Below are 26,275 nucleotides of genomic sequence, written 5' to 3' on the forward strand. Positions count from 1 at the left end.
TTTGCATCCGTAGCTCAGCTGGATAGAGTACTCGGCTACGAACCGAGCGGTCGGAGGTTCGAATCCTCCCGGATGCACCATATTCTCCGAGATAACAGCTAAACTGTTGTTTCAAGGTCTGCGAGATAATCGCCAGCACCAGGGAGGATAGCGTTGCTTTAGCAACGACCCGCAGGGCGAGGCGCAGCCGAGTAATCCTCCCGGATGCACCATTCTTTGTTTTGCACGATACTTAGCTTTTCCGATGCATCCGTAGCTCAGCTGGATAGAGTACTCGGCTACGAACCGAGCGGTCGGAGGTTCGAATCCTCCCGGATGCACCATCTCATCGAAGTCGCCTACCTTTTTTTATTTTCCCCGAATTAGTCTTTTTAACTAAAAAATCTTCTTCACACTTTTCCCATTGGCAACTCATTCTTTCCTCTATAATTTATCCTTGTATACACCCTTATTCTGGTGACATGACTGCAAGGAGAGAAATCCATGAAATGGTTCAAAGCAACGTCTGCGTTTTGCGCTGCGCTTCTGATGGCTATCTCGCTGTCCGGCTGTGCTGGCTCGTCAACGAAAGAGAGCACCGGTGGTTACATTGACGATACTGTCATTACCACCAAGGTGAAAACGGCGCTGTTTAGCGACAAAGATATTAAGTCCAGCGAGATTAACGTGCAGACCTTTAAAGGCCGCGTGCAGTTGAGCGGCTTTGTGTCGTCGTCCGCTGATGCTAAGCGTGCCGTCGAGGTAACCCGTAAGGTGCAGGGCGTGCGCGTCGTTGAAAACGATATGCAAATAAAATAATCCGTGGCATGCGAATCATGATAAGGCGCTGAAAGGCGCCTTTGTTGTCTCTGCGGCTAACAGCGACAATCATCCCCATTTACGATAAAGTAACGTCACATTATCCGATGGGTGAGAAGACGATGTACGAACGCTACGCTGGATTGATTTTTGATATGGATGGCACCATCCTTGATACGGAACCGACGCACCGTAAGGCGTGGCGTGAGGTTTTGGGTCGCTACGGTATGCGTTTCGATGAACAGGCAATGGTGGCGCTTAACGGTTCGCCCACTTGGCGTATTGCGCAGGCGATCATTGAAAGTCATCAGGCCGATCTGGATCCCCATCTTCTGGCGCGTGAAAAAACCGATGCGGTGAAATCAATGCTGCTGGATTCGGTTACGCCGCTGCCGCTGATTGACGTCGTGAAAGAATGGCATGGCCGTCGACCGATGGCCGTCGGCACCGGTAGCGAAAGCGCGGTGGCCGAGGCGTTGCTCGCACATCTGGGCCTGCGCCACTATTTTGCGGTCGTTGTCGCCGCCGATCACGTTAAACTGCATAAACCCGCACCGGACACCTTCTTACTGTGCGCGGAGCGTATGGGCGTGGCGGCGGAACGTTGCGTGGTGTTTGAAGATGCCGATTTTGGCCTTCAGGCAGCCGCCGCTGCGGGAATGGATGCTGTCGACGTTCGACTGCTGTGAATGAACTTCTGGCGTTGGGGTCGCTGTTTGCGAGCAGCTTTCTCAGCGCAACGCTGCTGCCAGGCAACTCCGAAGCCGTGCTGATTGGCCTGCTGCTAGCGGGCGCAAGTAAGCCCTGGCTTCTGGTAGTAATAGCAACAATGGGTAATAGCCTTGGCGGGGCTACAAACGTTATTCTTGGTCGTTTTTTTCCATTACGCAAAACATCGCGTTGGCAGGAAAAAGCGGTGGGCTGGTTGCGGCGTTATGGCGCGGCCACGCTGCTGCTGAGCTGGATGCCCGTTATCGGTGATTTGCTGTGCCTGCTCGCAGGCTGGATGCGCATTTCCTGGGGACCGGTACTCTTTTTTTTATGCCTGGGTAAAGCGCTGCGCTATATCGCAGTCGCGGCGCTGACGCTGCAAGGCATGACGTGGTGGCACTAATTGGATGGCTTGTGGAAGAGTCCTCATCTCCACGATGACAATTATGCTTAATAAAATGAATTCGACAGGCGGGAGGTCAATTTGATCCCGGACGTATCACAGGCGCTGTCCTGGCTGGAAAAACACCCTCAGGCTCTTGAAGGGATCCAGCGCGGTCTTGAGCGCGAAACCCTACGCGTTAATGCAGATGGTTCTCTGGCAACAACCGGTCATCCGGAGGCGCTGGGCGCCACGCTGACCCATAAATGGATCACTACCGATTTCGCCGAAGCGCTGCTGGAGTTTATTACTCCGGTCGACGGCGACATCAACCATATGCTGACGTTTCTGCGCGATGTGCACCGTCACACTGCGCGTCAGCTCGGCGACGAGCGTATGTGGCCGCTGAGCATGCCATGCTACATCGCGCCGGGTCAGGATATTGAGCTGGCGCAGTATGGCACGTCGAACATTGGCCGCTTGAAAACGCTGTACCGTGAAGGGCTGAAAAACCGCTACGGCGCGCTGATGCAGACCATCTCCGGCGTTCACTACAACTTCTCTTTGCCGATGGCTTTCTGGCAGGCGAAGTGCGGTACAGAGGATAAAGAAGCGATTTCAGCCGGTTATTTCCGCCTGATTCGTAACTATTATCGCTTTGGCTGGGTGATTCCGTATCTGTTCGGCGCTTCGCCGGCGATCTGTTCTTCCTTCCTGCAGGGCAAACCGACGACGCTGCCGTTTGAGAAAACCGAATGCGGCATGTACTACCTGCCGTACGCCACCTCGCTGCGTCTGAGCGATCTGGGTTATACCAATAAATCGCAAAGCAATCTCGGAATTACGTTTAACGAATTGCACGAGTATGTGGCAGGATTGAAGCGCGCGATCAAAACGCCGTCGGAAGAGTATGCCCGCATTGGCCTGGAGAAAGATGGCAAGTATCTGCAGATCAATAGCAACATTCTGCAGATCGAAAACGAGCTGTATGCGCCGATTCGCCCTAAACGTGTGACCCGCGACGGCGAAACGCCGTCCGATGCGCTGCTGCGTGGCGGTATTGAATATATCGAAGTGCGCTCGCTGGACATCAACCCGTTCTCGCCAATTGGCGTCGATGAGCAACAGATTCGCTTCCTCGATCTGTTTATGGTCTGGTGCGTATTGGCCGATGCGCCGGAGATGAGCAGCGATGAGCTTCTGTGCACCCGTACTAACTGGAACCGCGTCATTCTGGAAGGGCGTAAGCCGGGGCTGACGCTGGGCATTGGCTGTGAAACCGCGCAGTTCCCGCTGACTAAAGTGGGCAAAGATTTGTTCCACGATCTGAAACGTGTGGCGCAGACGATGGATAGCATGAATGGCGATACCGCCTACCAGACGGTTTGCGATGAACTGGTGGCCAGCTTCGATAATCCGGAGTTAACCTTCTCCGCACGCATTCTGCGTTCTATGCTTGATCAGGGGATTGGCGGAACCGGCAAGGCCCTGGCGGAACAGTATCGGACAATGCTGCGTGAAGAGCCGCTGGAGATTCTCAGCGAAGAGGATTTTGCGAAGGAGCGGGATGCTTCCAGAGCGCGTCAGCGTCAGATTGAAGAGGCGGATAACGAATCGTTTGAAGCGCTGCTGGCGAGACACGCCTGATACAAAAGAAAAAGGCCACATCACTGTGGCCAAAATATACATCTCTGAATCAGGGATGATGATAACAAATGCGCGTCTTTCATATAGTAAGACTGGCATGGGAACAAAGAGTTCAGTTTATTTTTAAAAAAATCACATTATCCTGAAGCAGAACGTGGTGGGTTGCATAAAACATAGTTTATTCAATAAGTTAAATGTTTTTATCTTAATGAAAAAAATGCAGCGCCCGGGAGCAAGAAGGTGATATCGGAGGTTACGAAATGCCGTTGTTAGATAGCTTCACAGTCGATCATACCCGTATGGAAGCCCCAGCCGTTCGCGTGGCGAAGAAAATGAACACCCCGCACGGCGACGCGATCACGGTTTTTGACCTGCGTTTTTGCGTACCGAACAAAGAAGTGATGCCGGAAAGAGGGATCCACACTCTTGAGCACCTGTTTGCGGGCTTCATGCGAGATCATCTGAACGGTAATGGCGTTGAGATTATCGACATTTCCCCGATGGGCTGCCGTACCGGCTTCTACATGAGCCTGATTGGTACACCGGACGAGCAGCGCGTAGCGGATGCCTGGAAAGCGGCGATGGCCGACGTGCTGAAAGTGCAGGATCAAAACCAGATCCCGGAACTGAACGTGTACCAGTGTGGCACCTACGAGATGCATTCTCTGAGTGAAGCGCAGGAGATTGCGCGCCATATTATTGAACGTGATGTGCGCATCAACAGCAATGATGAACTGGCGCTGCCGAAAGAAAAACTGCAGGAACTGCACATCTAGTTGATAGGTGGATGTGGCGATAAATAAAACCCTGGGGCTAGCCTCGGGGTTTTTTATTTTCTTTCGCGGGTTGTAATGATTTGTTATTTGAATGAGTGAAAGTAATACATATCTTAAATAAACATTTCTGTTTTTATTTTGTGAGCTGTTAAACAAAATGATTTTGGATGCCGGCATTAACCCGTTTGTCGATCACATAAAATGAAAAACGTAATCGAATAGTCGAAAAACATAATGGAATCCCGCCCCGTAACTGTCAAAAATACCTCCAAAGAAACCGGTTTCATTACCAAAAATTAAAACGGGAGTGTATATGTCTACAGGGGATAGAATTTCTATTCGGGAGAAGATTGGCTATAGCCTTGGGGATGCCGCCAGTCATATTGTTTTTGACTCGTCAGTGGCTATTCTGGCCTATTTTTACACCGATATTTACGGCCTGCCGCCTGCGGTAATGGGCACTATGTTCCTGCTGGTCCGGCTGCTGGATGCTATAACCGATCCGATTATGGGGGCCATCGCCGATGCGACTTCTACGCGCTGGGGCCGCTTCCGTCCATGGCTGCTGGCGATTTGTGTGCCGTTTGCGGTCAGTTGCGTGCTGGTCTATTCCATCCCGTCTTTTTCGGATACCGGCAAAGTGGTTTACGCGGTCGCGGCGTATATCTTTATGACGCTGATGTACACCGCGATTAACATCCCTTACTGCTCGCTGGGCGCGGCGCTCACCTCCGACCCGCGCGAAAGCCTGTCTTTGCAGTCCTGGCGCTTTGCTATTACGCCGATTGGCGGCGCGCTGGGCACCGCGCTTATTCTTCCGCTGGCCGATTTCCTCTATCCGGGCGATCGGGCGACTGGGATCCAGGTTTCTATGGCTCTGTTTGGGGTGATTGGCTGCCTGATGTTTATCACCTGTTTCTTCACCACCAAAGAACGCGTTCAGCCGATCAAAGAAGAGAATCTCAATATTGCGCGCGACGTTAAAATTCTCTTCAAAAACGACCAGTGGCTGATTCTCTCCGTCTATAACTTCATGATGCTGGTTGCCGTGGTGCTGCGTGGCGGTGCGGTGGTGTATTACATCAATACGGTACTGAATAAAGGCGCTGATATTATTTCTCTGTTTATGCTTGGCGGGATGTTTGCTTCCATGGCGGGGTCCGTGCTGGCAAAACCGTTTGGTACCCGTTTTTGCAAGGTGAAGCTGTCATTCTGGATTAACCTGCTCACCGCCGCATTTGGCGTTATTTGTTTCTTCGTTCCTCCGCAGGCATGGATAGCGATATTTGTCATTCACATTATTATTTCTATTATTCAGGGCGGAAACGGTGCATTGCAGTGGTCGATGATCACCGATACAAATAATTACGGCGAATGGAAAACGCAGCGTCGCATTACCGGTATGAATGTTGCGGCCAATATATTCATTATTAAGCTGGGGGTTGCCGTCGGTGGCGCCATTTTAGGTTGGGTATTGGCTTATTTCCATTATGAATCTGGCGTGGCGGTGCAGTCTGCTTCAGCGGCGCAGGGCGTCATGCTGTTATTTACGATTGTTCCGGCGGTTTTTTATATTCTCACGGCGTTTGCCATTAAGTTCTACGGCTTAAACGAAGGTCGTATGAATAACGTGGTTGCGGATCTGAAAAACGGTACGTTCGCGAATACGTCGGCTCAGTAGTTCTGGGTAAAAAAAAGCCAGCTCGCTTGAGCTGGCTTTTTAACTAGTGAGCGCCTCCGCCCCCGCTGCCTGCGCCAAATGGCGGTCTGGCGAACCACACCAGCCCCAGCAGCACCAGGAAGATCCCCGCCGAAATCCAGAAGATTTCATTGGCTGAGACAATCAGCCCCTGGTTGGTAATCTGCTGGGCTATCCAGCCGGAAGCCTGCTGCTGCGTCATCCCCATGCCTTGCAGCTGATCGTACATCTGCTGGGCATTGGGGTTGAACGGCGTCACCGACTCGGTGAGCTGCGCGTGGTGCATCGCTTCACGGTTAGTCCACAGCGTGGTGGTAATCGACGTCCCGATGGAGCCTGCCAGCGTACGGGTAAAGTTCGACAGACTCGATGCGGCCGCCAGACGCTCAGGCGGTAGCCCGGAAAGCGTGATGGTGGTCAACGGCATGAAGAAGCACGCGACGGCGAAGCCCTGAATAAACTGCGGCCACGCCGAGGCGCCGAAGTCCATTCCCGGTTCGAAGGTGTAGGCGCGCCAGTAGAAGCACACGGCATACATAATAAAGCTGAAGGTCACCAGACGGCGCATATCCAGCTTATGGGCAAAGCGGCCGATAATCGGCGACAGCAGCACCGGAATGACGCCCACCGGCGCTGAAGCCAGACCGGCCCAGGTTGCGGTATAACCGTAGACCTCCTGCAATAGCTGCGGCAGCAAAACAATCGCGCCGAAGTAGAGCATATAGGCCAGGCTGATACACAGACAGCCGATGGTAAAGTTTCGCGACTTAAACAACGATAGATCGACTATCGGGTTATCGTCGGTCAACTCCCAGACGATCAGGAAGCTCAAGGACACCACCGCCACGATGGTCAGCACGATAATTTCCGTGGAGTTAAACCAGTCGAGCTCTTTCCCCTGGTCGAGCATCACCTGCAGGCTACCAATCCCCAGCACCAGCAGCGCCAGGCCAATGCCGTCGATACGCCTTTGCTCGGTACGGGTCTCACGCCCGCGCAGGGTCTGGAGGCTTAACAGCACCACTATCGCGCCAATCGGCACGTTGATAAAGAAGATCCAGCCCCAGTGGTAGTTATCGCTGATGTAGCCGCCGAGGATTGGCCCGCAGATTGGGGCCACGATCACCGTCATCGACCACAGCGCCAGCGCGATTGAGCGTTTGGCGGGAGGATAGTTGCTGAGCAGCAGACTCTGCGACAGCGGGATCAACGGCCCGGCAACGATCCCCTGAATTACGCGGAAGAAGATCAGCATGCTCAGGCTGTTGGACATCCCGCACGCCCAGGACGCAATGACAAAGGCGACGGTCGACCACAGGAACAGCTTCACCTCACCGACGCGCTTCGCCAGCCAGCCGGTAATCGGAATGGAGATGGCGTTCGCGACCCCGAATGAGGTGATAACCCACGTCCCCTGGCTCAGCGATGAGCCAAGGTTACCGGCGATGGTGGGGATAGCCACGTTCGCGATGGTGGAGTCCAGCACCTGCATAAAGGTGGCCAGCGACAGCGCAATGGTCATAATGACCAGCTGCGCGCCTTCCAGCGGTTTTTGCTGTTGCATTACGCGCACCCCAGCATTAGTTGGCGTTGGCCTGGACGATGTCGTTAATCAGCTTGTTCACCGGATCGAGGCTGATTTCACGCGCATTGCTCTCGTAAACCGGGCTGGTACGAATCTGGTTAGCCAGCATCTGACCGTCGCGGTTGGAGGTATCAACCTTCACCAACGTAGAGAGACCGATACGCAGCGGGTGTTTCGCCAGCTGATCGGCATCCAGTTCAATACGCACCGGCAGACGCTGCACGACTTTGATCCAGTTACCGGTGGCGTTCTGTGCCGGCAGCAGCGAGAAGGCGCTGCCGGTACCCATATCGAGACCGACTACTTTCCCGGTGTACTTGACGTCGTCGCCGTAGATATCACTGATGACCGTCACCGGCTGGCCGATACGCATGTGCGCCAGCTGCGTCTCTTTAAAGTTCGCGTCTACCCACAGGTTGCTGGCCGGTACTACGGCCATCAGCGGGGTGGTTGGGCTAATCTGCGCGCCCGGCTGGACGGAACGGCGGGAAACATAGCCGCTCATCGGACTGACAATTTTGGTACGTTGCAGGGCAAGCCAGGCGTTACGAACGTCGGTTGCGGCCTGGCGAACCGTTGGCTGATCTTCCAGTTTGGTACCCAGAATCATCGCCTGGTTAGCGTTGTACTGCTGTACCGCCACATCGAGAGCCGCCTGAGCGCTGGTCACCGCATCTTTCGCGTGCTGCAGCTCTTCACGGCCAATCAGATTAGCGCTGCCCAGCGGAATACGACGGTTGAGGTCGGTTTGCGCCTGAGCCAGCGTGGTTTTGCGAATATCGATATTCGCCTGCAGCTGCTTGTTGTTGATCATCAACTGGCGCATCTGACGCACGCTGGAGGCCAGCTGGGTCTGCGCTTTTTCAAACGCCTGCTGGGCGTCGGTCTGGTCAAGCGTGACCAGCACGTCACCCTGCTGGATGTAGTCGGTGTTGTCGGCCCAGACTTTCGTCACGCTGCCGGACACCTGCGCCATGATTTGTACCTGGTTCCCTGCCACGTAAGCGTCATCGGTTTCTTCGAAGTGACGCAGAACCAAAAACCAGTAGGCCCCATAGGCCACGGCAATAATAACAAAGAGCAAGGTCAACAAGATGAGGGCGCGTTTACGTTTGCCTTTCTTGTTGGCGGGTTGCTGCGGGGTTTGAGTCTCCGCATTTGCGCTCATGTGATTCTCCACATTTCTTATTATTGATATCGGCAACGCCGACCTGTTTACCAGAAAGGCCAGCAGGGGTTATCTGCTGGCCTGTTTGTTTTCCTTGCGATCGCGGTAGTATCAGCGCAGGGCGTCGAGTACTGAGCCATCCTCTTCCATCTGATCCAGACGGGTAAGAAGTTTGCGGGTGATATGCTCAAGCTGATCTTTCTCAGCCGCGCTGAGAGACGACCAGAGCTGATGCAGGCAGTGATGCTGCGGAGGCAGAACCTCGTTCAGGAATTCGCGACCTTTGTCGGTGAGCTGCAGATGCAGGCAGCGGCGGTCATTGTCGCTTTCACGACGTTCAATCCAGCCGCGTTTTTCCAGTTCATCGGCGATGCGGGTGGCGTTGGTACGCGATGACCCGAGCGCGCAGCTGAGTTCGGAGGGCTGAATGCTGTGATTTTCTTGAGACTCCAGCGTGATTAGCGCCATAAACAACGTCTCGTTAATCCCTTGAGCTTTCAGCATTTTATTGCGGTTATCCAGCAGCTTACCCTGCATGTGCATGCACAGGCGAGTCAGGAGAATTTCCTGGAAAGGGAACTCTTCGCAGCGGCTGGCGCGAAATTTCAGCATTTGTTCAATGGGCGTAAACGAACTATCCATCTGGGCATTACCTCATTAGTTACAGCCGATATAGTAACGACAGTGACAAATAAAGTAAATGAATTATTGCCAGTAATTTATGTGATTGGTCTATGGCATAGGGGTGATGAATACGTATGCTCATCACCCCCTGGTCACTACTCGGCTGCCTGCCGATGGTAGCCCCACCACCAGACCAACAGGTTGGCGACGGATATCGCCGCGCCAGCCGCACAGACACCGAGCCAGCCGGCATGCTGCCAGGCCCAGGCCGACAACAGCGACCCTGCCGCACCACCGATAAAGTAGCTGGTCATGTAGCCTGCGGTGAGTCGGTTACGGGCGTCCGGCTGCACGCGATAAATCACCGTCTGATTGGTGATATGCACGCCCTGAACCGTCAGATCGAGCACCAGAATACCGATAATCAGCGCAATGGCGGAGGTCTGGCCGTACCCAATCGCCACCCAGGAAAGCAGCAGCAACACCAGGCCCCAGGTGGTTGTCAGGTGCGCTTTGCCTTTATCCGCCAGCCCGCCGACAGGACGTGCGCCCAGCGCGCCTGCCGCGCCCGCCAGACCAAACAGGCCGATCGTGCCTTCCGAGTAGTTGAACGGTGCGCCCGAGAGCAGAAACGCCATTGAGGTCCACAGAATGCTAAAGTTGGCAAACGTCAGGCAACCGAGCAGCGCGCGGGTGCGCAGCAGCTTATCGTGCGCAAAGAGGCTAAAGATGGAGCCGAGCAGCTGTGGGTAGTTGAGGTGCGTCTCCTGCTTGAGTTTCGGTAGGCCACGCCACAGGGCGAAGGCCAGTACCAACATCAGCACGCTGGCGACCCAGTAAACGGTACGCCAGCCGCCGAGGCTTGCCAGCAGTCCGGCGACGGTTCGCGCCAGCAGAATACCCAACAGCAATCCGCTCATCACGGTTCCGACCACCTTGCCGCGCTTTTCCGGTGAGGCGAGGGTGGCCGCCATCGGCACCAGAAGCTGCGCGACGACGGAGAAGAGTCCCGTAAGGGCGGTACCGAGGATCATCATGCCCAGCGAACTGCTGCTGGCGGTGATCAACATGCCTCCCGCGGCGAGCAGCGTCATGGTGACAATCAGCGCGCGACGTTCAAACATATCGCCCAGCGGTACGAGAAACAGCAGCCCGGCGGCGTAGCCTAACTGGGCGGCGGTAACGATAAAGCCCGCCTGTCCGGCGCTCAGTGAGAAATTACGGGCGATGGTCTCCAGCAGTGGCTGCGCATAGTAGTTACTGGCAACGGCGAGACCAGTGGCGATGGACATTAAGGCGATTAACGCTGGGCTAAGCCCGTGAGCAGGTTTAGTCATGGTATTAAGAATGTGAGGAAGAATAGGGACGATAATAACGAAAGGCAGGGAGATGCGGGAACATGTCGCGTAGCGGAACGTGCTTTTTGATGGCGGGCTGGCCTCGTACAGGCCGGATAAGACAAAGCCGCCATCCGGCGAACGGTGGCGGCTTTGTCCGATACAGCTACGCTTATCAGGCCTTATTCTGCGCGGCCAGCGCTTCTTTTACCCAGCCGTCAAATACCTGCTGGTGGGCTTTAATCCAGCCATCCACCTGGCCCTGAACGTCGGCTTCGGATGCCTTACCGGCATGCATCATGGAGTTCTGCGCGTTAATGTCAGACAGCGGCAGTTTCATAATGGCGAACAGTTTCGCGGCCGCCGGGTTTTTCTCAGCCCAGGCTTTGTTGGCGACGATGTGGATGGTGCTTACCGGGAAGCCGTAGTTAGCGCCGTTAGGCAGCTTGGTGTCGGCATCTTTCGGTACGCCCGGCAGGGAAGAGAACGGCACCTGCAGCCACACCACGTCTTTACCCGGTTTCAGCACATCGCTCACCCAGTACGGCGTCCAGGTGTAGTAGAAGATTGGTTTGCCTTCTTTAAAACGGGTAATGGTGTCGGCCATCATCGCCGCGTAGTTACCCTGATTATGATCGACGGTTTTGTTCAGGTCGTAAGCGTCCAGCTGGTGATTGATGGCCGCTTCACAGCCCCAGCCTGGCGTACAGCCAGTCAGGTCGGCTTTGCCGTTACCGTTGGTGTCGAACAGTTTGGCGATCTTTGGATCTTTCAGCTGAGCAATATTAGTGATGTGGTATTGATCGGCGGTTTTCTTATCGATCAAATAACCCTGTGCCGCGCCGCCAACCAGCGTCCCTTCACGATAGAACTTCTTATCCCCGCCCGCCGCGGCGTACATGTCGTTATGCAGCGGGATCCAGTTGACGGCAGTGAACGTCGCATCGCCGGCGGCGATCGAGGTGTAGCCGACGTTGTAATCGACTTCGTTCGGTTTACTGACGGTGTAGCCCAGTTTTTCCAGCGCGCGGCTCACCAGCAGCGTCTGGAAGGTCTCTTCTGACAGGGTGCTCTGCACCGGCTGAACGGTAATGCCTTTCCCTGGAAGGTCGGCAGCAAACGCGCTGGTGGAGACCAGCGTGGTAAAAGCAGTGGCTAAGACAAATGAGTGTCGCATCGTTGTTCCTTTAATAGTGATAGTCGTGGAGCGTTGGCCCGGCAGCGCGGGCCAACACGATGGTTACTTAGTGAAAGGGCGAAGCAGCAGACCCAACGGACCGGTGCTGTACCAGCGGCGGTTGCCACGGCTGCGGGAATCCCGGCCTACGGCCTGCGTCAGGCGGTCGAGGATAATGGCGAGGATAACGATCCCCACGCCGCCAACCGTCGCCAGGCCCATATCGAGACGGCCAATACCGCGCAGCACCATCTGGCCCAGACCGCCGACGGCGATCATCGAGGCGATAACCACCATCGACAGGGCCAGCATCAGCGTCTGGTTCACGCCCGCCATAATGGTCGGCATGGCCAGCGGCAGCTGTACTTTGAACAGCATCTGACGCGGGCTGGCGCCGAAGGAGCGCGAAGCTTCAATCAGGTCCGCCGGTACCTGGTTAATCCCCAGAATGGTCAGACGCACAATCGGCGGCAGGGCGAAGATAATGGTTACCACCACGCCTGGCACGTTACCGATACCGAACAGCATGACGATCGGCACCAGGTAGACAAACGCCGGAGTTGTCTGCATCGCATCAAGCAGTGGGCGAATAATCTTTGCCGCCCGCGGGCTACGCGCCAGCCAGATCCCTAGCGGCAGGCCTATCACCACGCAGAACAGCAGGGCGGTGAGCACCAGCGCCAGAGTGATCATCGCCTGCGACCAGGCACCGATAGCGCCGATGGCGATCAGCGAAATAAAGGTCGCGATGCCCATCCCAACGCTGGAAATCTGCCAGGCAATCAGGGCGAACAGCACGATCGCCACCGGCGCAGGCATCCCCAGCAGCAGCTGCTGGAAGGCGCTCAGGATGTAATCGACAGGAACGCGAATGCCCTGGAACAGCGGACGGAAGTGCGTAACCACCCAGTCGATACCGTGCGTCACCCAGCTATCGAGCGGGATCAGCGTCTTATGGAACGGGTCCATAATGTCGAAGTGTTCAGGCTGCGGCGCGGGCGCGCTGTGCAGCCAGTCGGCGTTGCCGCCGGACGGTGCCGAAGCCGGTGAACCCCAGGCATCGGCGGAGTTAGCCGCGCTATCGGCGGCCGGAGTGGTATCCCACGGGTTAGATTGATCAGCCATTGTTGTTTGCCCCCTCGCGATCTAATGCCTGTAGCAGCATTCTTTTTGAAATAACGCCGACGTACTGCTGCTCTTCTCCAACAACCGGTACGGCGCAGGGGGCATGGCCCACATGAGAGAGCAATTCGCTGAGTGGCGTTTGCGCATCGACGGCCAGTGGCTCATCAAGAAGCGCCGCGTCAATTCCCTGGTTGGCTTTTAACGCCTCTTTCAGGGAATCAATGGAGACAATACCGACAAACTTATTCCCGCGTTCGATGACGTAGCCGTATTCACGGTCATCATCCTGCAGTAATTTGAGGGCTGAGCGCGGACCAAAGCCCGGAGTTTTACGGATCAGACCATCCGGATTACGGCGCGCAATATCCTTGGCGCTAAATACCTGGCTAATATCCACACCGCGGAAGAAGGTGCGGACATAATCATTTGCCGGATTATTCAGAATTTCATCCGGGGTACCGATCTGCACCACTTCGCCATTTTGCATAATGGCAATGCGATCGCCAATTCGCATAGCTTCATCAAGGTCGTGGGAAATAAATACCACGGTCCGCTGATGTTTGGCCTGTAATTTGACTAACTCATCCTGCATCTCGGTACGAATTAACGGATCGAGCGCCGAGAAGGCTTCATCCATTAACAGGATATCAGGGTTAATGGCCAGCGCGCGGGCTAAACCGACGCGTTGACGCATCCCGCCGGAGAGTTCGTCAGGATAAGCGTGCGCATAGTTTTCAAGGCCCACCTGGCGTAGCGCGTCCAACGCTTTCTCCTGGCGCTCTTTCACCGGCACACCGGCCAGATCCATGCCAAACGCGGTGTTATCCAGTACGCTCATGTGCGGCATGAGGGCGAATGACTGGAAGACCATTGCAATTTTTTTACGGCGGACATCGCGAAGCTCGGCGTCGGATATTTTGGCAATATCCACGCCGTCAATCAGCACCTGTCCACGAGTCGGTTCAATCAGACGATTGAGAAGGCGTACCATGGTGGATTTGCCGGAGCCGGATAACCCCATGATGACAAATATCTCGCCTTCTTCAATGGCCAGACTGGCATCTTTGACGCCAAGCGATAACCCTGTTTTCTCCAGAATTTGCTCTTTGCTGAAACCTTTGTCGATATATTTAAATGCTCGCTGTGGATGCTCGCCGAATATTTTATAAAGATTCTTAATTTCTAATTTAACTGCCATGCAATATGAAATTTCCTGTTTTTAGTTTATGTCGATATGCTACCTGATGAAAATAATGACCTGTATATACCCTAGCATACTGAGACGATGTGACAACCCTCAATCTGTTTTCATCCGAAATAGCCGGTAGGGTGATATCGCTCTCATTTCCCATGATATAAGGGCTGAGCGCAAATTCGCGGTAGTTGATTTTTTTATAATTTAAGTCAGGAAATTTGGTCGAGATCTAAAAAATGCACTGAATATTTTCTGAAAAAATGGCGGCGATTATTTGTATGATGATGACGTTCTTTTAGGAAATATCCGGGTGGAAAATAAGGACGTGTTTTGCTGAATTAACGCGAAATATTCGAGGTAAAATAATGCCCGTGCATGGCGATGATTCACGGGCACTTCAGGACTACATCCGCATACCAACGGCCAGGCGGTTAAAGGCATTCATCAGGCTGATGGCAAAGGTCATGTCGCTGATCTGCTCGGCGCTGAAGTAGGCCAGTAGGGGTTGATAGACGCTGTCTTCAGCGTGCGTTTCGGCGACGTACGTCAGATCTTCGGCCCAGGCCAGGGCGGCGCACTCCGCGTCGCTGAAGTGATTACTCACTCTCCATCCAGCCAGCGCATCTAATTTGGCTTGTTCAACACCAGATTTACGCAGCGCTTTGCTGTGCATTTCCAGGCAGAACGCGCAGCCGTTGATTTGCGATACGCGTAAATACAGCAGTTCCAGCAGCGTACGCTCCAGCGAGCTTTTTTCCAGCGCGATACTGGCCTGTACCAGCCCGGCATAGACGTTGGGGCTGAGTTCACTATAGGGTTGGCGTAATGCAGTCATTGTCTTTCTCCTCGTTCAAGATGCGACAAAAATAGCACTATAATGGTCTTAGAAAGATGACCATATTAAGAGTAAAAAATAAGACCATGAAGCAGAAGAGCGAACCGCGTTACCGGCAAATAGCTCGCCAGCTGAAGACGGCGATTGAACAAGGAGAGCTGGCGGCAGGCAGGCGTCTGCCATCGAGCCGTCTCTATGCTCAGGAGCTTGGCGTTTCAAGGGTGACGGTGGAGAACGCCTACGGCGAACTGGTGGCACAAGGGTGGCTTGAGCGACGCGGACAGGCCGGTACGTATGTAAGCGATCACTTAACATTGGAGGCCGCGCCAGTCGAGCCACTTGGTTTTGGTGGCGAACAGTTTCAGCCGCAACCGTTTCAACTGGGACTACCCGCGCTGGATCTCTTTCCACGTGGAATATGGTCCCGTGTGATGGGGCGTCGGCTGCGTACGCAAACGCGTTTTGATTTAGCGCTTGGCGACGTTTGTGGCGAAATGGCGTTACGCCAGGCAATTGTTGAATACCTGCGATTGTCGCGAAGTATTGAATGTGAAGCTGAGCAGGTGTTTATCACCTCGGGCTATGCGACCGCGATGAGCCTGACCTTACAAGCTCTGTCGGGGCGTGGTGAGGGGATGTGGGTTGAGGACCCTGGTTTTCCGCTGATTCGCCCCATCATCGAGCAGGAAGGCGTGACGCTGCATCCTGTGCCGGTCGATGGCGAAGGGATGGACGTTGACTGGGCGCTCAAACATGCCGCCAATGCGCGTTTTGCGCTGCTGACACCCGCGCATCAAAGCCCGACGGGCGTGGCGCTATCGTTGCCGCGGCGACGGCAACTGCTCGACTGGGCAGCTCATCACCAGGCGTGGGTGATTGAAGACGATTACGACAGCGAGTTTCGCTATCACGGCAAGCCGCTGCCGCCGCTGAAAAGCCTGGATGCACCGCAGCGGGTTATTTACATCGGTACATTCAGCAAAGCGCTATTTCCGGCGTTGCGTACCGCTTGGCTGGTGGTGCCGATGCCGCTGGTGGCGGCGTTCCGCCGCCAGGCCCAACGCGTGGCCTGCCCGGTACCGCTGCTCTGGCAGCAAACGCTGGCGGACTTCCTGCGCGAAGGTCACTTCTGGCGGCATCTGAAGAAAATGCGTCTTCACTACGCTCAGCGTCGGCGCTGGCTTGAAACGGCCCTTGTGGCGCATGGTTTTCAGGTGGTGGAACAGCTGGGGGGCATCCAGTTGGTGGTATCGGTCGACGGGGATGATCGAATGATGGCTCGCCGGGCGCGAGAGGCGGGCCTGGCGGTGCAGGCGATAACCGACTGGCGCATGGCTCATCCTGGAGATGCCGGGTTGATTATGAGTTTTACTAATATAGTCTCGCCGGTAATGGCAAATGAACAGGTCGCGGCGCTGAGGCGAGCGATAAAATAAAAACCCCGGAGCATCAAAGATACTCCGGGGTAGACGCGTTTTTATTATCAACATCGTTATGGTTATATTATCGGCGCGATCCCAATAATACGCCAATAAAAATCCCCACTGCCGCGGCAGCGCTCACACTTTGCCACGGTTTATCGCGAACATAGCTGTCTGCGGTGTCGGCAACATCGCAGGCGCTCTGTTGTAAACGGCTGCGACCATGAATACGAGCGCGGGTTTCACTCAGCAACGCTTTGGCCTTGCGTCGTGCAGTTTCCACTTCATCTTTATTCTCGCTGGCCCAGCTCTTGAGAATATCCTCCAGGCTATCGGCTAATTGGCTGACATCGTTATGAATATCCTGAGCTTCATCTTCTGCTTCATTGCGGTTAAATAATTTGGGCATAACGTCCTCCACGAAATTTGCTGGAGCGTTAAGTGTAGGTCATCCGCTATAAATTGCCGTGATTTAACGTGTTTATGGATTTATCTGAAAGCGAGGCGAATACTGATTCATGTAAGGTGGCGATGCAGTAAAAGATGACGAGGAAAAAATATGTATCTACGACCTGATGAGGTGGCGCGCGTTCTTGAAAAAGCGGGCTTTACCATGGATGCGGTAACCGCCAAAGCCTACGGCTATCGCCGGGGGGAAAATTATGTTTACGTCAACCGCGAAGCGCGGATGGGGCGTACGGCGCTGATCATTCACCCGGCGCTCAAAGACCGTAGCTTTAAATTTGCCGAACCGGCATCTGATATTAAAGCGTGCGATCACTACGAACAGTTTCCGTTGTACCTTGGCGGCGATGTTGAGCAGCATTACGGTATTCCGCACGGCTTTAGTTCAAGAATGGCTTTAGAACGTTTCTTAGATGGGCTTTTTGGCGAGAATATCTAAATAAGAGACTGGCATGGCCAGTCTCTTATTACCCTGCTATCAGGCTTTCGCTTGGGTGTATTGCTCGACGCGGAACAAGCGACGGCAGAAATCGAGGAAGTAGCCGTAAGCGGCACCCATCACCAGCGATATCACCGCGTTTGAGCTAACCGCAGCGATAATCTGATGCCAATCGGCACCCACGCTCAGCAGAATTAAGACGTATACCGGCGACTGGAAGGTCACGTACGCTAGCGGATCTGCCACTCTTTTCATCCAGCCAGCCGGGCTGATTCGCGCGGCCTGGCGCATGATGAAGTCACGGTAGATACCGTATGGCCATGCAATAATAATGTTCACCGGAATCGCCACCAGTCGAGACGAAAGTGACTGCTCGAAGGTCATTCCCGAGAGAAAAATTTCAATCATCATGTTCACGACGGAACAGTAGACCACCATGGCGAAAGTGTCTGCTGCCGCATGACGCAGGCGTGACTGCGCAGAGAACATCGGTATGCTCCTCGAAAATAAACATTAAAACTGAGAGAAAACGTGTTTTTTGGCGTTTTGGGTTGGTTTGTTCAACGCGTATAGGTTATCCATCTACAATAAAACAAACAACTAGTGAAATATTTTTATTTAATGCGTTTTTATCAATAAAATACTCTGTTTTTGGTTGTTTTTTAATCTGCGCGCTATTTTTGTTTTCTATTCTAATTTTTATCTTAAAAATCATTCAATTAAGCTTTGTTATCGAACGGTTAATTGTATTGGGAGCGCAGGTCTTTTTTGCTGTCAGCGTGCTAATGCTGATTTTATTGTGATTGTCGTCACTAATGGTGTTTTTATCTGACTGGAAGGTGTTTTTTTAGCATTAAACGCTGATGTTGTGTGTGGGGGGATATGCGTGATTTATGGGTAAACATTCAGTTTCGTGAGAAGGGGCGGTGAGGCTGGCTCACCGCGGTGGGGGTCTTAGCAAACGCCAAAGTCGCCTTCTTCACGATACGGGGCGACGTCATCGTTTTTCAGCGTGTATTGCTTACCGTGCTCATCGCTGGCCTGGACGGCCACGATGCTGTCTTCGTGTGCTTCAATAACCTTTAATTTCGGTCCGCCCATTTTCGGCTGAACCAGATCGCCAGGTGCAAACATCAACGTGCTCCTTTGTTATCTCTTGTCTTCATTAACGTTGCCGCAGCAGCGATAGCGCTTATCGCCTGTTCCACGGCATCACGGCTAGCAGGCGCGCCATACCGCAAAATCCGGTCATCCCGGCCAGGGTTAAGCCTGCGCCCACAAATGCACTCAGCAAGAAGAAGGCGCTGGATACGCTATAACCCAGTACGACGCCCAGTAAAATTAGCACGCCCGCGGCGATCTGTACCTGGCGCATAAGGGGTAGCGGCTGTGTTTTATCCTCGACCATCGGCAGACCCGCCTTTCGCCAGGCGTCGATCCCTCCGTCAACGATTTTGACTTCTGCTGGCGCGGCTGCGGCAACCAGTCGCGCCTCGTTGTTACGCGTGCGGTTGCCGGACTGGCAGTGAAAAATCACGACGCCACCGTCGGAAGAGGGTAGCGTTTGCCCTTTTTCGATAGCGCTGAGCGGGAAGGGGCGGGCCATGGGAATGTGTTCACGCACATACTCATCGGCATCGCGTATGTCGATGAGGGTGGCACCCTGCTCAATGAGCGTAAGCGCGGCTTGTGGGGAAAGATATTCAACGGTCATGTTCAGGTGTTCCTCAAGGGCAGAAAAGCGTTTTTAAGGTAGCGACGATCTGCCTCACCGCGTCGTTTTTAATCGAGTAGTGGATGCGTTGGGCAGCGCGCTGGCTGTCAATCAGCCCCTCCTCGCGCATGCGAGCGAGATGTTGAGACGTGGCTGACGGGCTTAAGCCGGTGACTCGCGCGAGCTCGCCGGCACTAGTTCCGGGGGCATCGCACAGCATGCAAAGGATCAGTAGCCTGTGGGGGTTGCTCATCGCTTTCAGTAGCGTGGCAGCTTCACCGGCACGAGCCTGCAAAAAATCGATTTCGTTCATATCTTACTTTAGTGTTTTCTTAATTAAGAGAATGCTAAATCAAAGTTGTTCCAATGACAAGTCCTGTTGTTCGAAGATGCTCTTAATGCTTAGCGTGATTATTATCAGAATTTAAAAAGTTCAGAGGGTTATGGTGTTCGGATTATTCTTACTTTGATTCATGTTCAGCATTTTTTGTTACGCAGATAATCTGATGTCATGCCTTGTGGTGTTAATTTCGTTAAATTTTAAAAGGTGGTGTTAATAATTGTTGGCCGTGCATTTGACACCGACACGTTGATAATCCTTTGTGGATAACATTTAGTGATAATTATCTATTTCTGCGAGTAAATAGAAGGTTCTTTTACGATATTTTTACGTAATTCTTTGTTGCAATGGTTTTTAATGTGGATATGATTAATGTCGTATTTCTAATGCACTTAATGAATTAGTGGTTAGTCTTAACTTAAAAATAAAAATACTCTCCGTCTTTATAAAGGCGCGGAGTGCGATTACTTGTTTAATACCCTGTGGATGGAATCGAAGATTAATAATCATGGAGGGCTTTACGGCGAGGCGCGGATAAATCGTTTTTACCCGGCAACCGTCAGCATCAATGTATATCAATCAGAGATGAAGAATGAAAACACAATTTCGTATTATGGCAAGTGTCATCGGCTTAGTGGTATCGGGTGCGGTAGCCGCTGCTGGTGTGACCACTAACCCTGGTTCAACAGCGGGGACGCAGGGTACAGGCGGGCAGGTTGAATTCACCGGCTCCATTACGGATGTTTCCTGTAACGTCACCAGCAAAAGCGCCAATCAGCAGGTCGATCTTGGCAAATGGGCAAAATCCTATTTCACCGGGAGCGGCATTGAGACGACCAAAACTGCCTTCCATATTAATGTCGAAGATTGCCCAAGTTCGGTAACTCAGGTTGCCGTACTGTTTGATGGTAATAAAGACAAAACCGACTCGTCTCTGCTTGCAATTAACACGGGTACCGGTAACGCCACGGGTATCGGCATCAAGCTGTATGAAGAAAATCAAAGTAAACAGGTGGCTTTAGGAGCGGTAACGGATAAGCATCCGGTTACTGCGGGGACATCTGGCACCGGCTCTGCCGATCTCACCTTCTACGCCGACTATAAGTCTACGGGCACTGCCGTCACTACCGGGAATGCAAACGGTGTCGCTGACTTTAACATGGTTTACAACTAATTAAAGCTCTGAGCAGAAGGTGCCTTCTGCTCAATCTCTCTGTTATTTTCTAACTCTGGTTTTCCAATGAATCGTTTTATCGCGAGCCTGGCTATTTCTTTATTCATAATCTCATCTGGCGCTCAGGCGGGGATCGTTATGGGCGGTACCCGCGTTATTTATGAAGAAGGTAAGCGTGAGGCATCTATTTCAGTGACGAATGCCGATAGCGCTACACCTTATTTGGTCCAGTCGTGGGTGGAAAATTATCTGACTACGGATAAGGGGCAGCCACCGTTTATTGTGACTCCTCCGCTCTTTCGTCTGGAGCCTGAGCAGAAAAATGTGCTGCGAATTAATTACACCGGCGCGCAATTACCTGCTGACCGTGAGTCCGTGTTCTGGTTGAACGTAAAAAGTATTGCCCCGACGCAAAAAGACGATGCCAATAAACTGCAGGTCAATATTAAATCGAAGTTTAAGATCTTTTATCGACCGAAAAATTTAGCCGGTGAGGCGGAAAGCGCCTGGCAGGCGCTAACATTCCGTTCGACCGGGAGCCGTCTGGTTGCTCATAACCCCACAGCCTATTTTGTCTCCTTCTTTTCACTGTCCGTTGGCGGGCAAGAACTGGAGTCGCCAGGCATGATTGCTCCCTTCAGCGATCAATCGTGGCCGGTTAATCGTTCAGGCGTCGTGAAGTGGCGAGCGATTAACGACTTTGGCGGTATTACCGACTACGCGCAGCAGTAACCTGACTGGCTCTCATTGTGAAAAAGTTAACCTCCGACAACGTGTTTGATGAGGCTAGCGTTGGCCGTCATCCGCTGATGGCCTGCGTACCAGCGGCGCTGTTGCTGCTGTGCTACCAAAATACCACGCGGGCAGAGGACTATTTTGACCCTTCGGCGTTAGAGCTTTCCGACCCACAACAGAAAATGGCCGACTTGCACTATTTCGCGAAACCGGGTGGCCAGCAACCGGGGCGTTATCCGGTGGATGTGTGGGTCAATAACCAGCAGATGGGCCATGAAACCATTGAATTTGTCGATGTTAATGGCAGGCTGCAGCCACTTTTAACGCCAGCGCAGCTGGCCGAGTATGGCGTAAACGTTAGCGCCTTTTCGGCATTTGACTCGCTGCATGAAGGGGAAACTTTCAGCCTGATTGGCAAGTTCATTCCCGATGCTTCCAGCACGTTTGATTTCACCGAACAGCGACTCAAACTGAGCATTCCGCAGGCGGCGATGAATCTGCAAAGCCATGGTTATGTCGACCCTTCCCGCTGGGATGATGGCATTCCCGCCGCATTTGTCGACTATAACCTGACCGGTGCGCAGACGCAGCAAAGTGGCGGTGACTTTCGCTCCAGCTATTTAAACTTGCGCAGCGGTATTAACCTGGGCGGCTGGCGGTTGCGCAATATTGCCGCCATGCAGTACGACAAGACTCGCCGCTGGCGCTCGCAAAGCACCTATCTACAACATGACGTGCGCGCTTTACAGAGTCAGCTGCGCATGGGCGACACCTATACCAGCGGTGATATTTTCGACAGCGTGCAGTTTCGTGGCATTCAACTGATGTCCAACGAAGAGATGCTTCCGGACAGCCTGCGCGGCTTTGCGCCGACAATTCGCGGCATGGCTCACAGTAACGCCAAAGTGACGGTCTCTCAGCATGGCTATGTCATCTACGAAACCTTTGTCGCGCCGGGCGCATTTGTCATTAACGATCTGTACCCGACTTCGCAGAGCGGCGATCTGGACGTGACGGTCAAAGAGAGCGATGGCTCAGAGCGTCAATTTACCCAACCGTTTTCAGCGGTGCCGTTTATGCTGCGTCAGGGGCGCATAAAATACAGCGTCAGTGCGGGACGTTTTTATTCGGCGCAGGCGCAGACACGCCGTCCGCAGTTTATGCAATCCACTTTGTTCTACGGTCTACCTGCTGGCGTGACGCTCTACGGCGGCGCGCAGATTGCGGAGGATTACCAATCCTGGTCGGCCGGCGCGGGGCGCGGATTTGGCGTACTGGGCTCGCTGGGCGCTGATTACACCAGCGCGGTCACCCGCACGCCGTCAAAACAGCGCTATAACGGGCATTCGGCGCGGCTACAGTATCAAAAAGACTTCGTGACTACCGGCACGACATTGAGCCTGGCGAGCTACCGCTACTCTTCCAGCGGTTACTACGATTTTAGCGAGGCCAACGCCCTCGAGGGGCGCTATGGCGAAACGGACAACAAGCGGAATCGTGAAGAGATCTCACTGTCGCAAACCTTAGGGAGCGCAGGTAGCCTGTCCGCTTCTGCCTGGACGCAAACGTACTGGCATTCCCCGCGCCACGATCAGACCGTTCATGTGGGATTCTATAGCGCATGGCACAGCGTTTCCTGGGGTGTGGGCTATTACTATACGCAGTCGTCGCAAAGCAATAAAAACGATCGTTCGCTCTCTTTCAACCTCAATATTCCGTTAGGCCCGGTACTGCCGGGTGCCTCCGTTAGCTACAGCACCAGCTCCGATAACAACGGTTATACCTCACAGCAGGCTTCGCTGTATGGCTCAGCGCTGGAGAAGAATAATCTCTATTACACCGTGCAGCAGGGCTATGGCAATAATGGCCAGGGTAGCAACAGCGGTGTATCGCTGGACTATCGCGGCGGCTATGGCGAAGCGCAGCTTGGCTACCAGCGCGATAAAACCTCCCGCCAGATTAACTGGGGAGCGTCTGGCTCCATAGTGGCGCATCCTCACGGCATTACCTTCGGCCAGTATACCGGCGACAGTTTTGCCATCGTTCGCGCTCCTGGCGCGGACAATGTGGCGATTCAAAATGGCACCGATCTGCACACCGACTGGCGCGGCTATGCCATCGTGCCGACGCTCACGGCGTATCGTAAAAACGATATTAGCCTGGATACCGAATCCATGGCGGATGACACCGAGGTTGAACTGGAAGGCCAAACGGTGATCCCCGGCGGCGGCGCGATCGTAGAGGCTGATTATCAGACACATATTGGTCAGCGCGTCTTGTTTACGCTTCGAGGCAAAAACGGCCCGCTGCCGTTTGGTGCTAGCGCAACGCTTTCTGGCGTGGACGGCGCGGCATCGGGGATCGTGGCAGAGCAAGGCCAGGTGTATCTTAGCGGCGTTCCGGATGACGGCACCCTGGCTGTGCGCTGGGATGTCGGCCATGTCTCGCAAAGCTGCGCGGTCCATTTCCATCTTCCCAACAACCAACAGCGTAATCCGGTTAAAACGGTTAACGCGGTCTGTTTATAAAAAGGCTTGAGTATGTACATCGGGTTACGGCGTATTTGCGTTTTTATACTGTTCATCGCGGGGCTGAATAGCTCGCAAGCCTGGGCGGAAAACTGCAGTAATACCATCGGCGATATGACGGTGAATACGCAGAACATCAAATACCTGCCTTCGCTGCCGATCAATTCGCAGATGTCCGGTTCAATGGCCGATAATAGTAGCGGTATACGCTTTACCTGCGACTTAACGGTTCCCGCCGCGGGTTGGAAGCGCGTGGTATATCAGCAGATGGATACCCAGGGGGCGGCGATCGCCGTGAATGGCGTGCATATTTTTGCCAGCAAGCTAAACGGTCTGGGTTACTCGCTTGGGTTCCAGTGCAATGGCGGTCCGGTGCATTATATTGACGGGAGCTCGTCTCCGGCGGGGAGCGAGTCGGCGACCATTTGCGATAGCGCCGATATGCCTACGCTGCTTGGCATGAAAGAGGTGATCATTAAGGTGTATATCACTTTCTACAAAACCGGCGAGGTGAACCTCTCCGGGGGCAATCATACCAACGTTGATGCGCAGCCGCAGGTGGGGAAGCTGTTTATGGAACTGCAGCCGGCATCGGGGCAAACCATGACCAGTACGTCGCCAACTTTCCTCGGGCTGTCGGCGCTTAACGTCGATATCGGCGCCAGCGGTAGCTGCCAGGTCACCACGTCCACGATTCATGTGGCGTTAGGCTCCGTCAATAAATCTGAATTTAAAGGCATTGGGACGACCGGTGGGCGTGCCCAGACGTTTGCTATTCCCGTTTACTGCTCGCAGCCGACGGAGGTACGGATGGGGTTCTTTGGCGTGGAGGATACGTCCGGGCAGCCGAATATTCTGGCGCTCACAAAGACCAGCGCGGCGGCTAGCGGCGTTGGTGTGGCGCTGAACTATGGTAACAACGGCGCATCAGCGCCTGCAGAAGGAACGGCGGTGAGTATTAATGAAGCCACGAACCTTCCGGTACTTAAGACGATTACGGCAAGCAATGCCGCCAGCGCCGAGCGGATTAATTTCTCTGCCCATTACGTGCAGACTGGCGCGGTGGTCAACGCCGGGACGGCGAACAGTATGGCGACGTTTACGCTGGTTTATAATTAATGGGGAAGGGCGAGATACTTGAATTGATCTGCCGTCTTAAAAGGGGCCTGACCGATGTAAAAAAAGCCGCTGATGCGGCTTTTTTGTATGAACGTCAGGTTACTCGCTGACTTTTTTCTCAAGTTCTGCGGCGCCGTCTTTGGTTTTATCCCAGCCTTCCTGAGCGCCTTTTTTGGTGGCGTCCCAGCCTTTCTGGCTGACTTGCTTGGTTTTATCCCAGCCTTTCTGCGCGCCTTCTTTGGTGGCATCCCACCCTTTTTCCGTTCCTTCCTTGGTTTTATGCCAGGTTTTCTGGGCACCCTCGCTAACCTGGCTGCCGACGCTGTCACTTTTCCCTTCGGCGGCATGTTTCGATTTCAGCTTCAGCTCTTCACCCTGATTCTGCGCCTGATGCAGCTTTTCCTTCGCTGTGTTGGCGTTTTCCTGTGCTGCGGCTACGGTGTCGTCAGTTGCGTGAGTCGTTGCGGCAAAAACCGGTGATGCCAGCATAAGTACTGATAATGCAATCATTGTCTTTTTCATAATATCCTCATCTAACGATCTCAGTGTTATGAGCATGAACAAGGTTGGCATACCAGAGATTATGCGTCTCCAGGAATAAACTGTAAGTGAATCATCTGGGTCTTGAATGAATGTTATGATCGTTGGGGGCAAAGGTGAGCTTCGTTCACGGCAGTTTGTATCGTAAGCGACTGGGCGGTTTACGCACTAAAAGTATGGATTTTCCCTCGGTAGCGTCCTATCCTGAGAGCAAATATACGAGGTTATCATTATGAAAGATGTTGTTGATAAGTGCAGTACCAAGGGATGTGCAATCGATATTGGTACAATTATTGAAAATGACGATTGTACCTTTCAAATCGAGCGAATTTTTCCAACGGAAAATGAAGCGGAGCTAGCGGTCGCTAAAATGCAGAAACTGGCTTCTGCTGCGGCATCGGATGGGAATCCAGAGGTTGAGTATCAGATTCTGAACGTCGATAACGAGGTGAAACTGGACGCTTCTGTCACTTTCTCTTGTCAGGCAGAAAAGATCATTTTTGAATTATCACTACGTTCGGCATTCTGAGTGTAAGCACGCCTGCCGGGACGTTCAGTTGATGAACGGCGGCAGGCCTGTTAAACGCCATCTTGTAGGCTCTGCCGGGAAAATGTGTTTATCCACGTCGGTTGCCATTGCGCTATATCGAGCTTTCTTGTCCTTTATTATCTTGCTCGTACCTATCAGCCGGAGGCTGCATAGGTGCATTTGCTTGTCTGAAGCTGATAATAATGCAACTG

The 26,275-nt window shown here is 53.4% G+C and carries 27 protein-coding genes and 2 tRNA genes; 15 read left to right on the forward strand and 14 right to left on the reverse strand.

Annotation, left to right across the window (positions count from 1 at the left end):
- Nucleotides 1-3 precede the first annotated feature (3 nt).
- The 8 genes from GY169_RS05310 to GY169_RS05345 all read left to right on the forward strand — a co-directional run bounded on the left by GY169_RS05310 (nucleotide 4) and on the right by GY169_RS05345 (nucleotide 5,995).
- Nucleotides 4-80, forward strand: a tRNA-Arg gene (locus GY169_RS05310).
- 166 nt (nucleotides 81-246) lie between these two features.
- A tRNA-Arg gene (locus GY169_RS05315) sits at nucleotides 247-323 on the forward strand.
- Between the two features lie 160 nt (nucleotides 324-483).
- Nucleotides 484-798 (forward strand): BON domain-containing protein, encoded by a 315-nt coding sequence (locus GY169_RS05320; protein WP_064543215.1) that lies wholly within the window; start codon nucleotides 484-486, stop codon nucleotides 796-798.
- Between the two features lie 122 nt (nucleotides 799-920).
- Nucleotides 921-1,487, forward strand: coding sequence for a fructose-1-phosphate/6-phosphogluconate phosphatase (gene yqaB, locus GY169_RS05325; RefSeq protein WP_167575171.1), 567 nt, complete (start codon nucleotides 921-923; stop codon nucleotides 1,485-1,487).
- Nucleotides 1,484-1,912, forward strand: coding sequence for a YqaA family protein (locus GY169_RS05330; RefSeq protein ID WP_064543219.1), 429 nt, complete (start codon nucleotides 1,484-1,486; stop codon nucleotides 1,910-1,912). Before yqaB ends, GY169_RS05330 begins: the two co-directional genes overlap by 4 nt.
- 81 nt (nucleotides 1,913-1,993) lie before the next feature.
- Nucleotides 1,994-3,538 (forward strand): glutamate--cysteine ligase, encoded by a 1,545-nt coding sequence (gene gshA / locus GY169_RS05335; protein WP_163446254.1) that lies wholly within the window; start codon nucleotides 1,994-1,996, stop codon nucleotides 3,536-3,538.
- Nucleotides 3,539-3,798: 260 nt separating this feature from the next.
- Nucleotides 3,799-4,314 (forward strand): S-ribosylhomocysteine lyase, encoded by a 516-nt coding sequence (gene luxS / locus GY169_RS05340; RefSeq protein ID WP_064543222.1) that lies wholly within the window; start codon nucleotides 3,799-3,801, stop codon nucleotides 4,312-4,314.
- A 313-nt stretch (nucleotides 4,315-4,627) separates the two neighbouring features.
- On the forward strand, nucleotides 4,628-5,995 hold the full coding sequence (locus tag GY169_RS05345) for a glycoside-pentoside-hexuronide (GPH):cation symporter (RefSeq protein WP_167575172.1): 1,368 nt from the start codon (nucleotides 4,628-4,630) through the stop codon (nucleotides 5,993-5,995).
- 43 nt (nucleotides 5,996-6,038) lie between these two features.
- On the opposite strand, the gene emrB is transcribed toward GY169_RS05345, so the two are convergent.
- From emrB to GY169_RS05390, 8 genes are all read right to left on the reverse strand, one after another.
- The gene (emrB, locus tag GY169_RS05350; protein WP_163446252.1) at nucleotides 6,039-7,577 is read right to left on the reverse strand and encodes a multidrug efflux MFS transporter permease subunit EmrB; all 1,539 of its coding nucleotides are present in this window, start codon (nucleotides 7,575-7,577) and stop codon (nucleotides 6,039-6,041) included.
- Between the two features lie 16 nt (nucleotides 7,578-7,593).
- A complete protein-coding gene (gene emrA / locus GY169_RS05355) occupies nucleotides 7,594-8,766 on the reverse strand; it encodes a multidrug efflux MFS transporter periplasmic adaptor subunit EmrA (protein ID WP_064543230.1) in 1,173 nt (390 codons plus the stop codon).
- A gap of 111 nt (nucleotides 8,767-8,877) precedes the next feature.
- A complete protein-coding gene (mprA, locus tag GY169_RS05360) occupies nucleotides 8,878-9,408 on the reverse strand; it encodes a transcriptional repressor MprA (RefSeq protein ID WP_163446251.1) in 531 nt (176 codons plus the stop codon).
- 137 nt (nucleotides 9,409-9,545) lie between these two features.
- The gene (locus GY169_RS05370; RefSeq protein WP_167575174.1) at nucleotides 9,546-10,727 is read right to left on the reverse strand and encodes an MFS transporter; all 1,182 of its coding nucleotides are present in this window, start codon (nucleotides 10,725-10,727) and stop codon (nucleotides 9,546-9,548) included.
- Nucleotides 10,728-10,902: 175 nt separating this feature from the next.
- Nucleotides 10,903-11,904: a glycine betaine/L-proline ABC transporter substrate-binding protein ProX gene (proX, locus tag GY169_RS05375; protein ID WP_163446249.1), complete on the reverse strand. Its 1,002-nt coding sequence runs from the start codon at nucleotides 11,902-11,904 to the stop codon at nucleotides 10,903-10,905.
- A 63-nt stretch (nucleotides 11,905-11,967) separates the two neighbouring features.
- Nucleotides 11,968-13,029, reverse strand: coding sequence for a glycine betaine/L-proline ABC transporter permease ProW (gene proW, locus GY169_RS05380; protein WP_064543237.1), 1,062 nt, complete (start codon nucleotides 13,027-13,029; stop codon nucleotides 11,968-11,970).
- Nucleotides 13,022-14,227, reverse strand: a complete 1,206-nt coding sequence (proV, locus tag GY169_RS05385; RefSeq protein ID WP_064543239.1) for a glycine betaine/L-proline ABC transporter ATP-binding protein ProV — start codon at nucleotides 14,225-14,227, stop codon at nucleotides 13,022-13,024. Before proV ends, proW begins: the two co-directional genes overlap by 8 nt.
- 400 nt (nucleotides 14,228-14,627) lie before the next feature.
- Nucleotides 14,628-15,059 carry a carboxymuconolactone decarboxylase family protein gene (locus tag GY169_RS05390; RefSeq protein WP_163446247.1) on the reverse strand — a complete coding sequence of 144 codons (432 nt, stop codon included), beginning with the start codon at nucleotides 15,057-15,059 and terminating at the stop codon, nucleotides 14,628-14,630.
- Between the two features lie 86 nt (nucleotides 15,060-15,145).
- On the opposite strand from GY169_RS05390, the gene GY169_RS05395 reads away from it, so the two are divergent.
- On the forward strand, nucleotides 15,146-16,495 hold the full coding sequence (locus GY169_RS05395) for a PLP-dependent aminotransferase family protein (protein WP_223882143.1): 1,350 nt from the start codon (nucleotides 15,146-15,148) through the stop codon (nucleotides 16,493-16,495).
- Nucleotides 16,496-16,562: 67 nt separating this feature from the next.
- Here GY169_RS05395 and GY169_RS05400 read toward each other — a convergent pair whose 3' ends face one another.
- Entirely contained in the window at nucleotides 16,563-16,889 is a 327-nt protein-coding gene (locus tag GY169_RS05400; RefSeq protein ID WP_064543245.1) for a DUF883 family protein, read from the reverse strand.
- Between the two features lie 150 nt (nucleotides 16,890-17,039).
- Here GY169_RS05400 and GY169_RS05405 point away from each other — a divergent pair, with 150 nt between their 5' ends.
- Nucleotides 17,040-17,384, forward strand: a complete 345-nt coding sequence (locus tag GY169_RS05405; RefSeq protein ID WP_064543247.1) for a DUF2002 family protein — start codon at nucleotides 17,040-17,042, stop codon at nucleotides 17,382-17,384.
- A gap of 39 nt (nucleotides 17,385-17,423) precedes the next feature.
- Here the strand turns inward: GY169_RS05405 and GY169_RS05410 are convergent, their stop codons facing one another.
- From GY169_RS05410 to GY169_RS05425, 4 genes are all read right to left on the reverse strand, one after another.
- The gene (locus GY169_RS05410; protein ID WP_163446245.1) at nucleotides 17,424-17,873 is read right to left on the reverse strand and encodes an L-alanine exporter AlaE; all 450 of its coding nucleotides are present in this window, start codon (nucleotides 17,871-17,873) and stop codon (nucleotides 17,424-17,426) included.
- A 465-nt stretch (nucleotides 17,874-18,338) separates the two neighbouring features.
- Nucleotides 18,339-18,518: a hypothetical protein gene (locus tag GY169_RS05415; protein WP_064543251.1), complete on the reverse strand. Its 180-nt coding sequence runs from the start codon at nucleotides 18,516-18,518 to the stop codon at nucleotides 18,339-18,341.
- Nucleotides 18,519-18,576: 58 nt separating this feature from the next.
- Entirely contained in the window at nucleotides 18,577-19,098 is a 522-nt protein-coding gene (locus tag GY169_RS05420) for a rhodanese family protein (protein ID WP_167575177.1), read from the reverse strand.
- 13 nt (nucleotides 19,099-19,111) lie between these two features.
- Entirely contained in the window at nucleotides 19,112-19,411 is a 300-nt protein-coding gene (locus tag GY169_RS05425) for an ArsR/SmtB family transcription factor (protein ID WP_163446243.1), read from the reverse strand.
- Between the two features lie 619 nt (nucleotides 19,412-20,030).
- Between GY169_RS05425 and GY169_RS05430 the strand changes: the two genes are divergently transcribed.
- The 4 genes from GY169_RS05430 to GY169_RS05445 all read left to right on the forward strand — a co-directional run bounded on the left by GY169_RS05430 (nucleotide 20,031) and on the right by GY169_RS05445 (nucleotide 24,994).
- Nucleotides 20,031-20,612: a fimbrial protein gene (locus tag GY169_RS05430; RefSeq protein WP_167575178.1), complete on the forward strand. Its 582-nt coding sequence runs from the start codon at nucleotides 20,031-20,033 to the stop codon at nucleotides 20,610-20,612.
- Between the two features lie 66 nt (nucleotides 20,613-20,678).
- Nucleotides 20,679-21,344, forward strand: a complete 666-nt coding sequence (locus tag GY169_RS05435; RefSeq protein WP_167575180.1) for a molecular chaperone — start codon at nucleotides 20,679-20,681, stop codon at nucleotides 21,342-21,344.
- Between the two features lie 77 nt (nucleotides 21,345-21,421).
- Nucleotides 21,422-23,875 (forward strand): fimbria/pilus outer membrane usher protein, encoded by a 2,454-nt coding sequence (locus tag GY169_RS05440; protein WP_167577246.1) that lies wholly within the window; start codon nucleotides 21,422-21,424, stop codon nucleotides 23,873-23,875.
- Nucleotides 23,876-23,887: 12 nt separating this feature from the next.
- Nucleotides 23,888-24,994, forward strand: coding sequence for a fimbrial protein (locus GY169_RS05445; RefSeq protein ID WP_167575181.1), 1,107 nt, complete (start codon nucleotides 23,888-23,890; stop codon nucleotides 24,992-24,994).
- 99 nt (nucleotides 24,995-25,093) lie between these two features.
- On the opposite strand, the gene GY169_RS05450 is transcribed toward GY169_RS05445, so the two are convergent.
- The gene (locus GY169_RS05450; protein WP_167575182.1) at nucleotides 25,094-25,516 is read right to left on the reverse strand and encodes a hypothetical protein; all 423 of its coding nucleotides are present in this window, start codon (nucleotides 25,514-25,516) and stop codon (nucleotides 25,094-25,096) included.
- 250 nt (nucleotides 25,517-25,766) lie between these two features.
- Between GY169_RS05450 and GY169_RS05455 the strand changes: the two genes are divergently transcribed.
- Nucleotides 25,767-26,063, forward strand: a complete 297-nt coding sequence (locus GY169_RS05455) for a DUF406 domain-containing protein (RefSeq protein ID WP_167575184.1) — start codon at nucleotides 25,767-25,769, stop codon at nucleotides 26,061-26,063.
- Nucleotides 26,064-26,275: the final 212 nt, after the last annotated feature.

The organism is Kluyvera genomosp. 3 (assembly GCF_011765685.1).
GTDB classification, from domain to species: domain Bacteria; phylum Pseudomonadota; class Gammaproteobacteria; order Enterobacterales; family Enterobacteriaceae; genus Kluyvera; species Kluyvera georgiana_A.

Coding starts and splice junctions, on each gene's coding strand:
- GY169_RS05320 (WP_064543215.1), top strand. CDS start 484: ATGAAATGGTTCAAAGCAACGTCTGCGTTTTGCGCTGCGCTTCTGATG.
- yqaB (WP_167575171.1), top strand. CDS start 921: ATGTACGAACGCTACGCTGGATTGATTTTTGATATGGATGGCACCATC.
- luxS (WP_064543222.1), top strand. CDS start 3,799: ATGCCGTTGTTAGATAGCTTCACAGTCGATCATACCCGTATGGAAGCC.
- GY169_RS05345 (WP_167575172.1), top strand. CDS start 4,628: ATGTCTACAGGGGATAGAATTTCTATTCGGGAGAAGATTGGCTATAGC.
- emrB (WP_163446252.1), bottom strand. CDS start 7,577: ATGCAACAGCAAAAACCGCTGGAAGGCGCGCAGCTGGTCATTATGACC.
- emrA (WP_064543230.1), bottom strand. CDS start 8,766: ATGAGCGCAAATGCGGAGACTCAAACCCCGCAGCAACCCGCCAACAAG.
- mprA (WP_163446251.1), bottom strand. CDS start 9,408: ATGGATAGTTCGTTTACGCCCATTGAACAAATGCTGAAATTTCGCGCC.
- GY169_RS05370 (WP_167575174.1), bottom strand. CDS start 10,727: ATGACTAAACCTGCTCACGGGCTTAGCCCAGCGTTAATCGCCTTAATG.
- proX (WP_163446249.1), bottom strand. CDS start 11,904: ATGCGACACTCATTTGTCTTAGCCACTGCTTTTACCACGCTGGTCTCC.
- proW (WP_064543237.1), bottom strand. CDS start 13,029: ATGGCTGATCAATCTAACCCGTGGGATACCACTCCGGCCGCCGATAGC.
- proV (WP_064543239.1), bottom strand. CDS start 14,227: ATGGCAGTTAAATTAGAAATTAAGAATCTTTATAAAATATTCGGCGAG.
- GY169_RS05390 (WP_163446247.1), bottom strand. CDS start 15,059: ATGACTGCATTACGCCAACCCTATAGTGAACTCAGCCCCAACGTCTAT.
- GY169_RS05395 (WP_223882143.1), top strand. CDS start 15,146: ATGAAGCAGAAGAGCGAACCGCGTTACCGGCAAATAGCTCGCCAGCTG.
- GY169_RS05400 (WP_064543245.1), bottom strand. CDS start 16,889: ATGCCCAAATTATTTAACCGCAATGAAGCAGAAGATGAAGCTCAGGAT.
- GY169_RS05405 (WP_064543247.1), top strand. CDS start 17,040: ATGTATCTACGACCTGATGAGGTGGCGCGCGTTCTTGAAAAAGCGGGC.
- GY169_RS05410 (WP_163446245.1), bottom strand. CDS start 17,873: ATGTTCTCTGCGCAGTCACGCCTGCGTCATGCGGCAGCAGACACTTTC.
- GY169_RS05415 (WP_064543251.1), bottom strand. CDS start 18,518: ATGTTTGCACCTGGCGATCTGGTTCAGCCGAAAATGGGCGGACCGAAA.
- GY169_RS05420 (WP_167575177.1), bottom strand. CDS start 19,098: ATGACCGTTGAATATCTTTCCCCACAAGCCGCGCTTACGCTCATTGAG.
- GY169_RS05425 (WP_163446243.1), bottom strand. CDS start 19,411: ATGAACGAAATCGATTTTTTGCAGGCTCGTGCCGGTGAAGCTGCCACG.
- GY169_RS05430 (WP_167575178.1), top strand. CDS start 20,031: ATGAAAACACAATTTCGTATTATGGCAAGTGTCATCGGCTTAGTGGTA.
- GY169_RS05435 (WP_167575180.1), top strand. CDS start 20,679: ATGAATCGTTTTATCGCGAGCCTGGCTATTTCTTTATTCATAATCTCA.
- GY169_RS05440 (WP_167577246.1), top strand. CDS start 21,422: ATGGCCTGCGTACCAGCGGCGCTGTTGCTGCTGTGCTACCAAAATACC.
- GY169_RS05445 (WP_167575181.1), top strand. CDS start 23,888: ATGTACATCGGGTTACGGCGTATTTGCGTTTTTATACTGTTCATCGCG.
- GY169_RS05450 (WP_167575182.1), bottom strand. CDS start 25,516: ATGAAAAAGACAATGATTGCATTATCAGTACTTATGCTGGCATCACCG.
- GY169_RS05455 (WP_167575184.1), top strand. CDS start 25,767: ATGAAAGATGTTGTTGATAAGTGCAGTACCAAGGGATGTGCAATCGAT.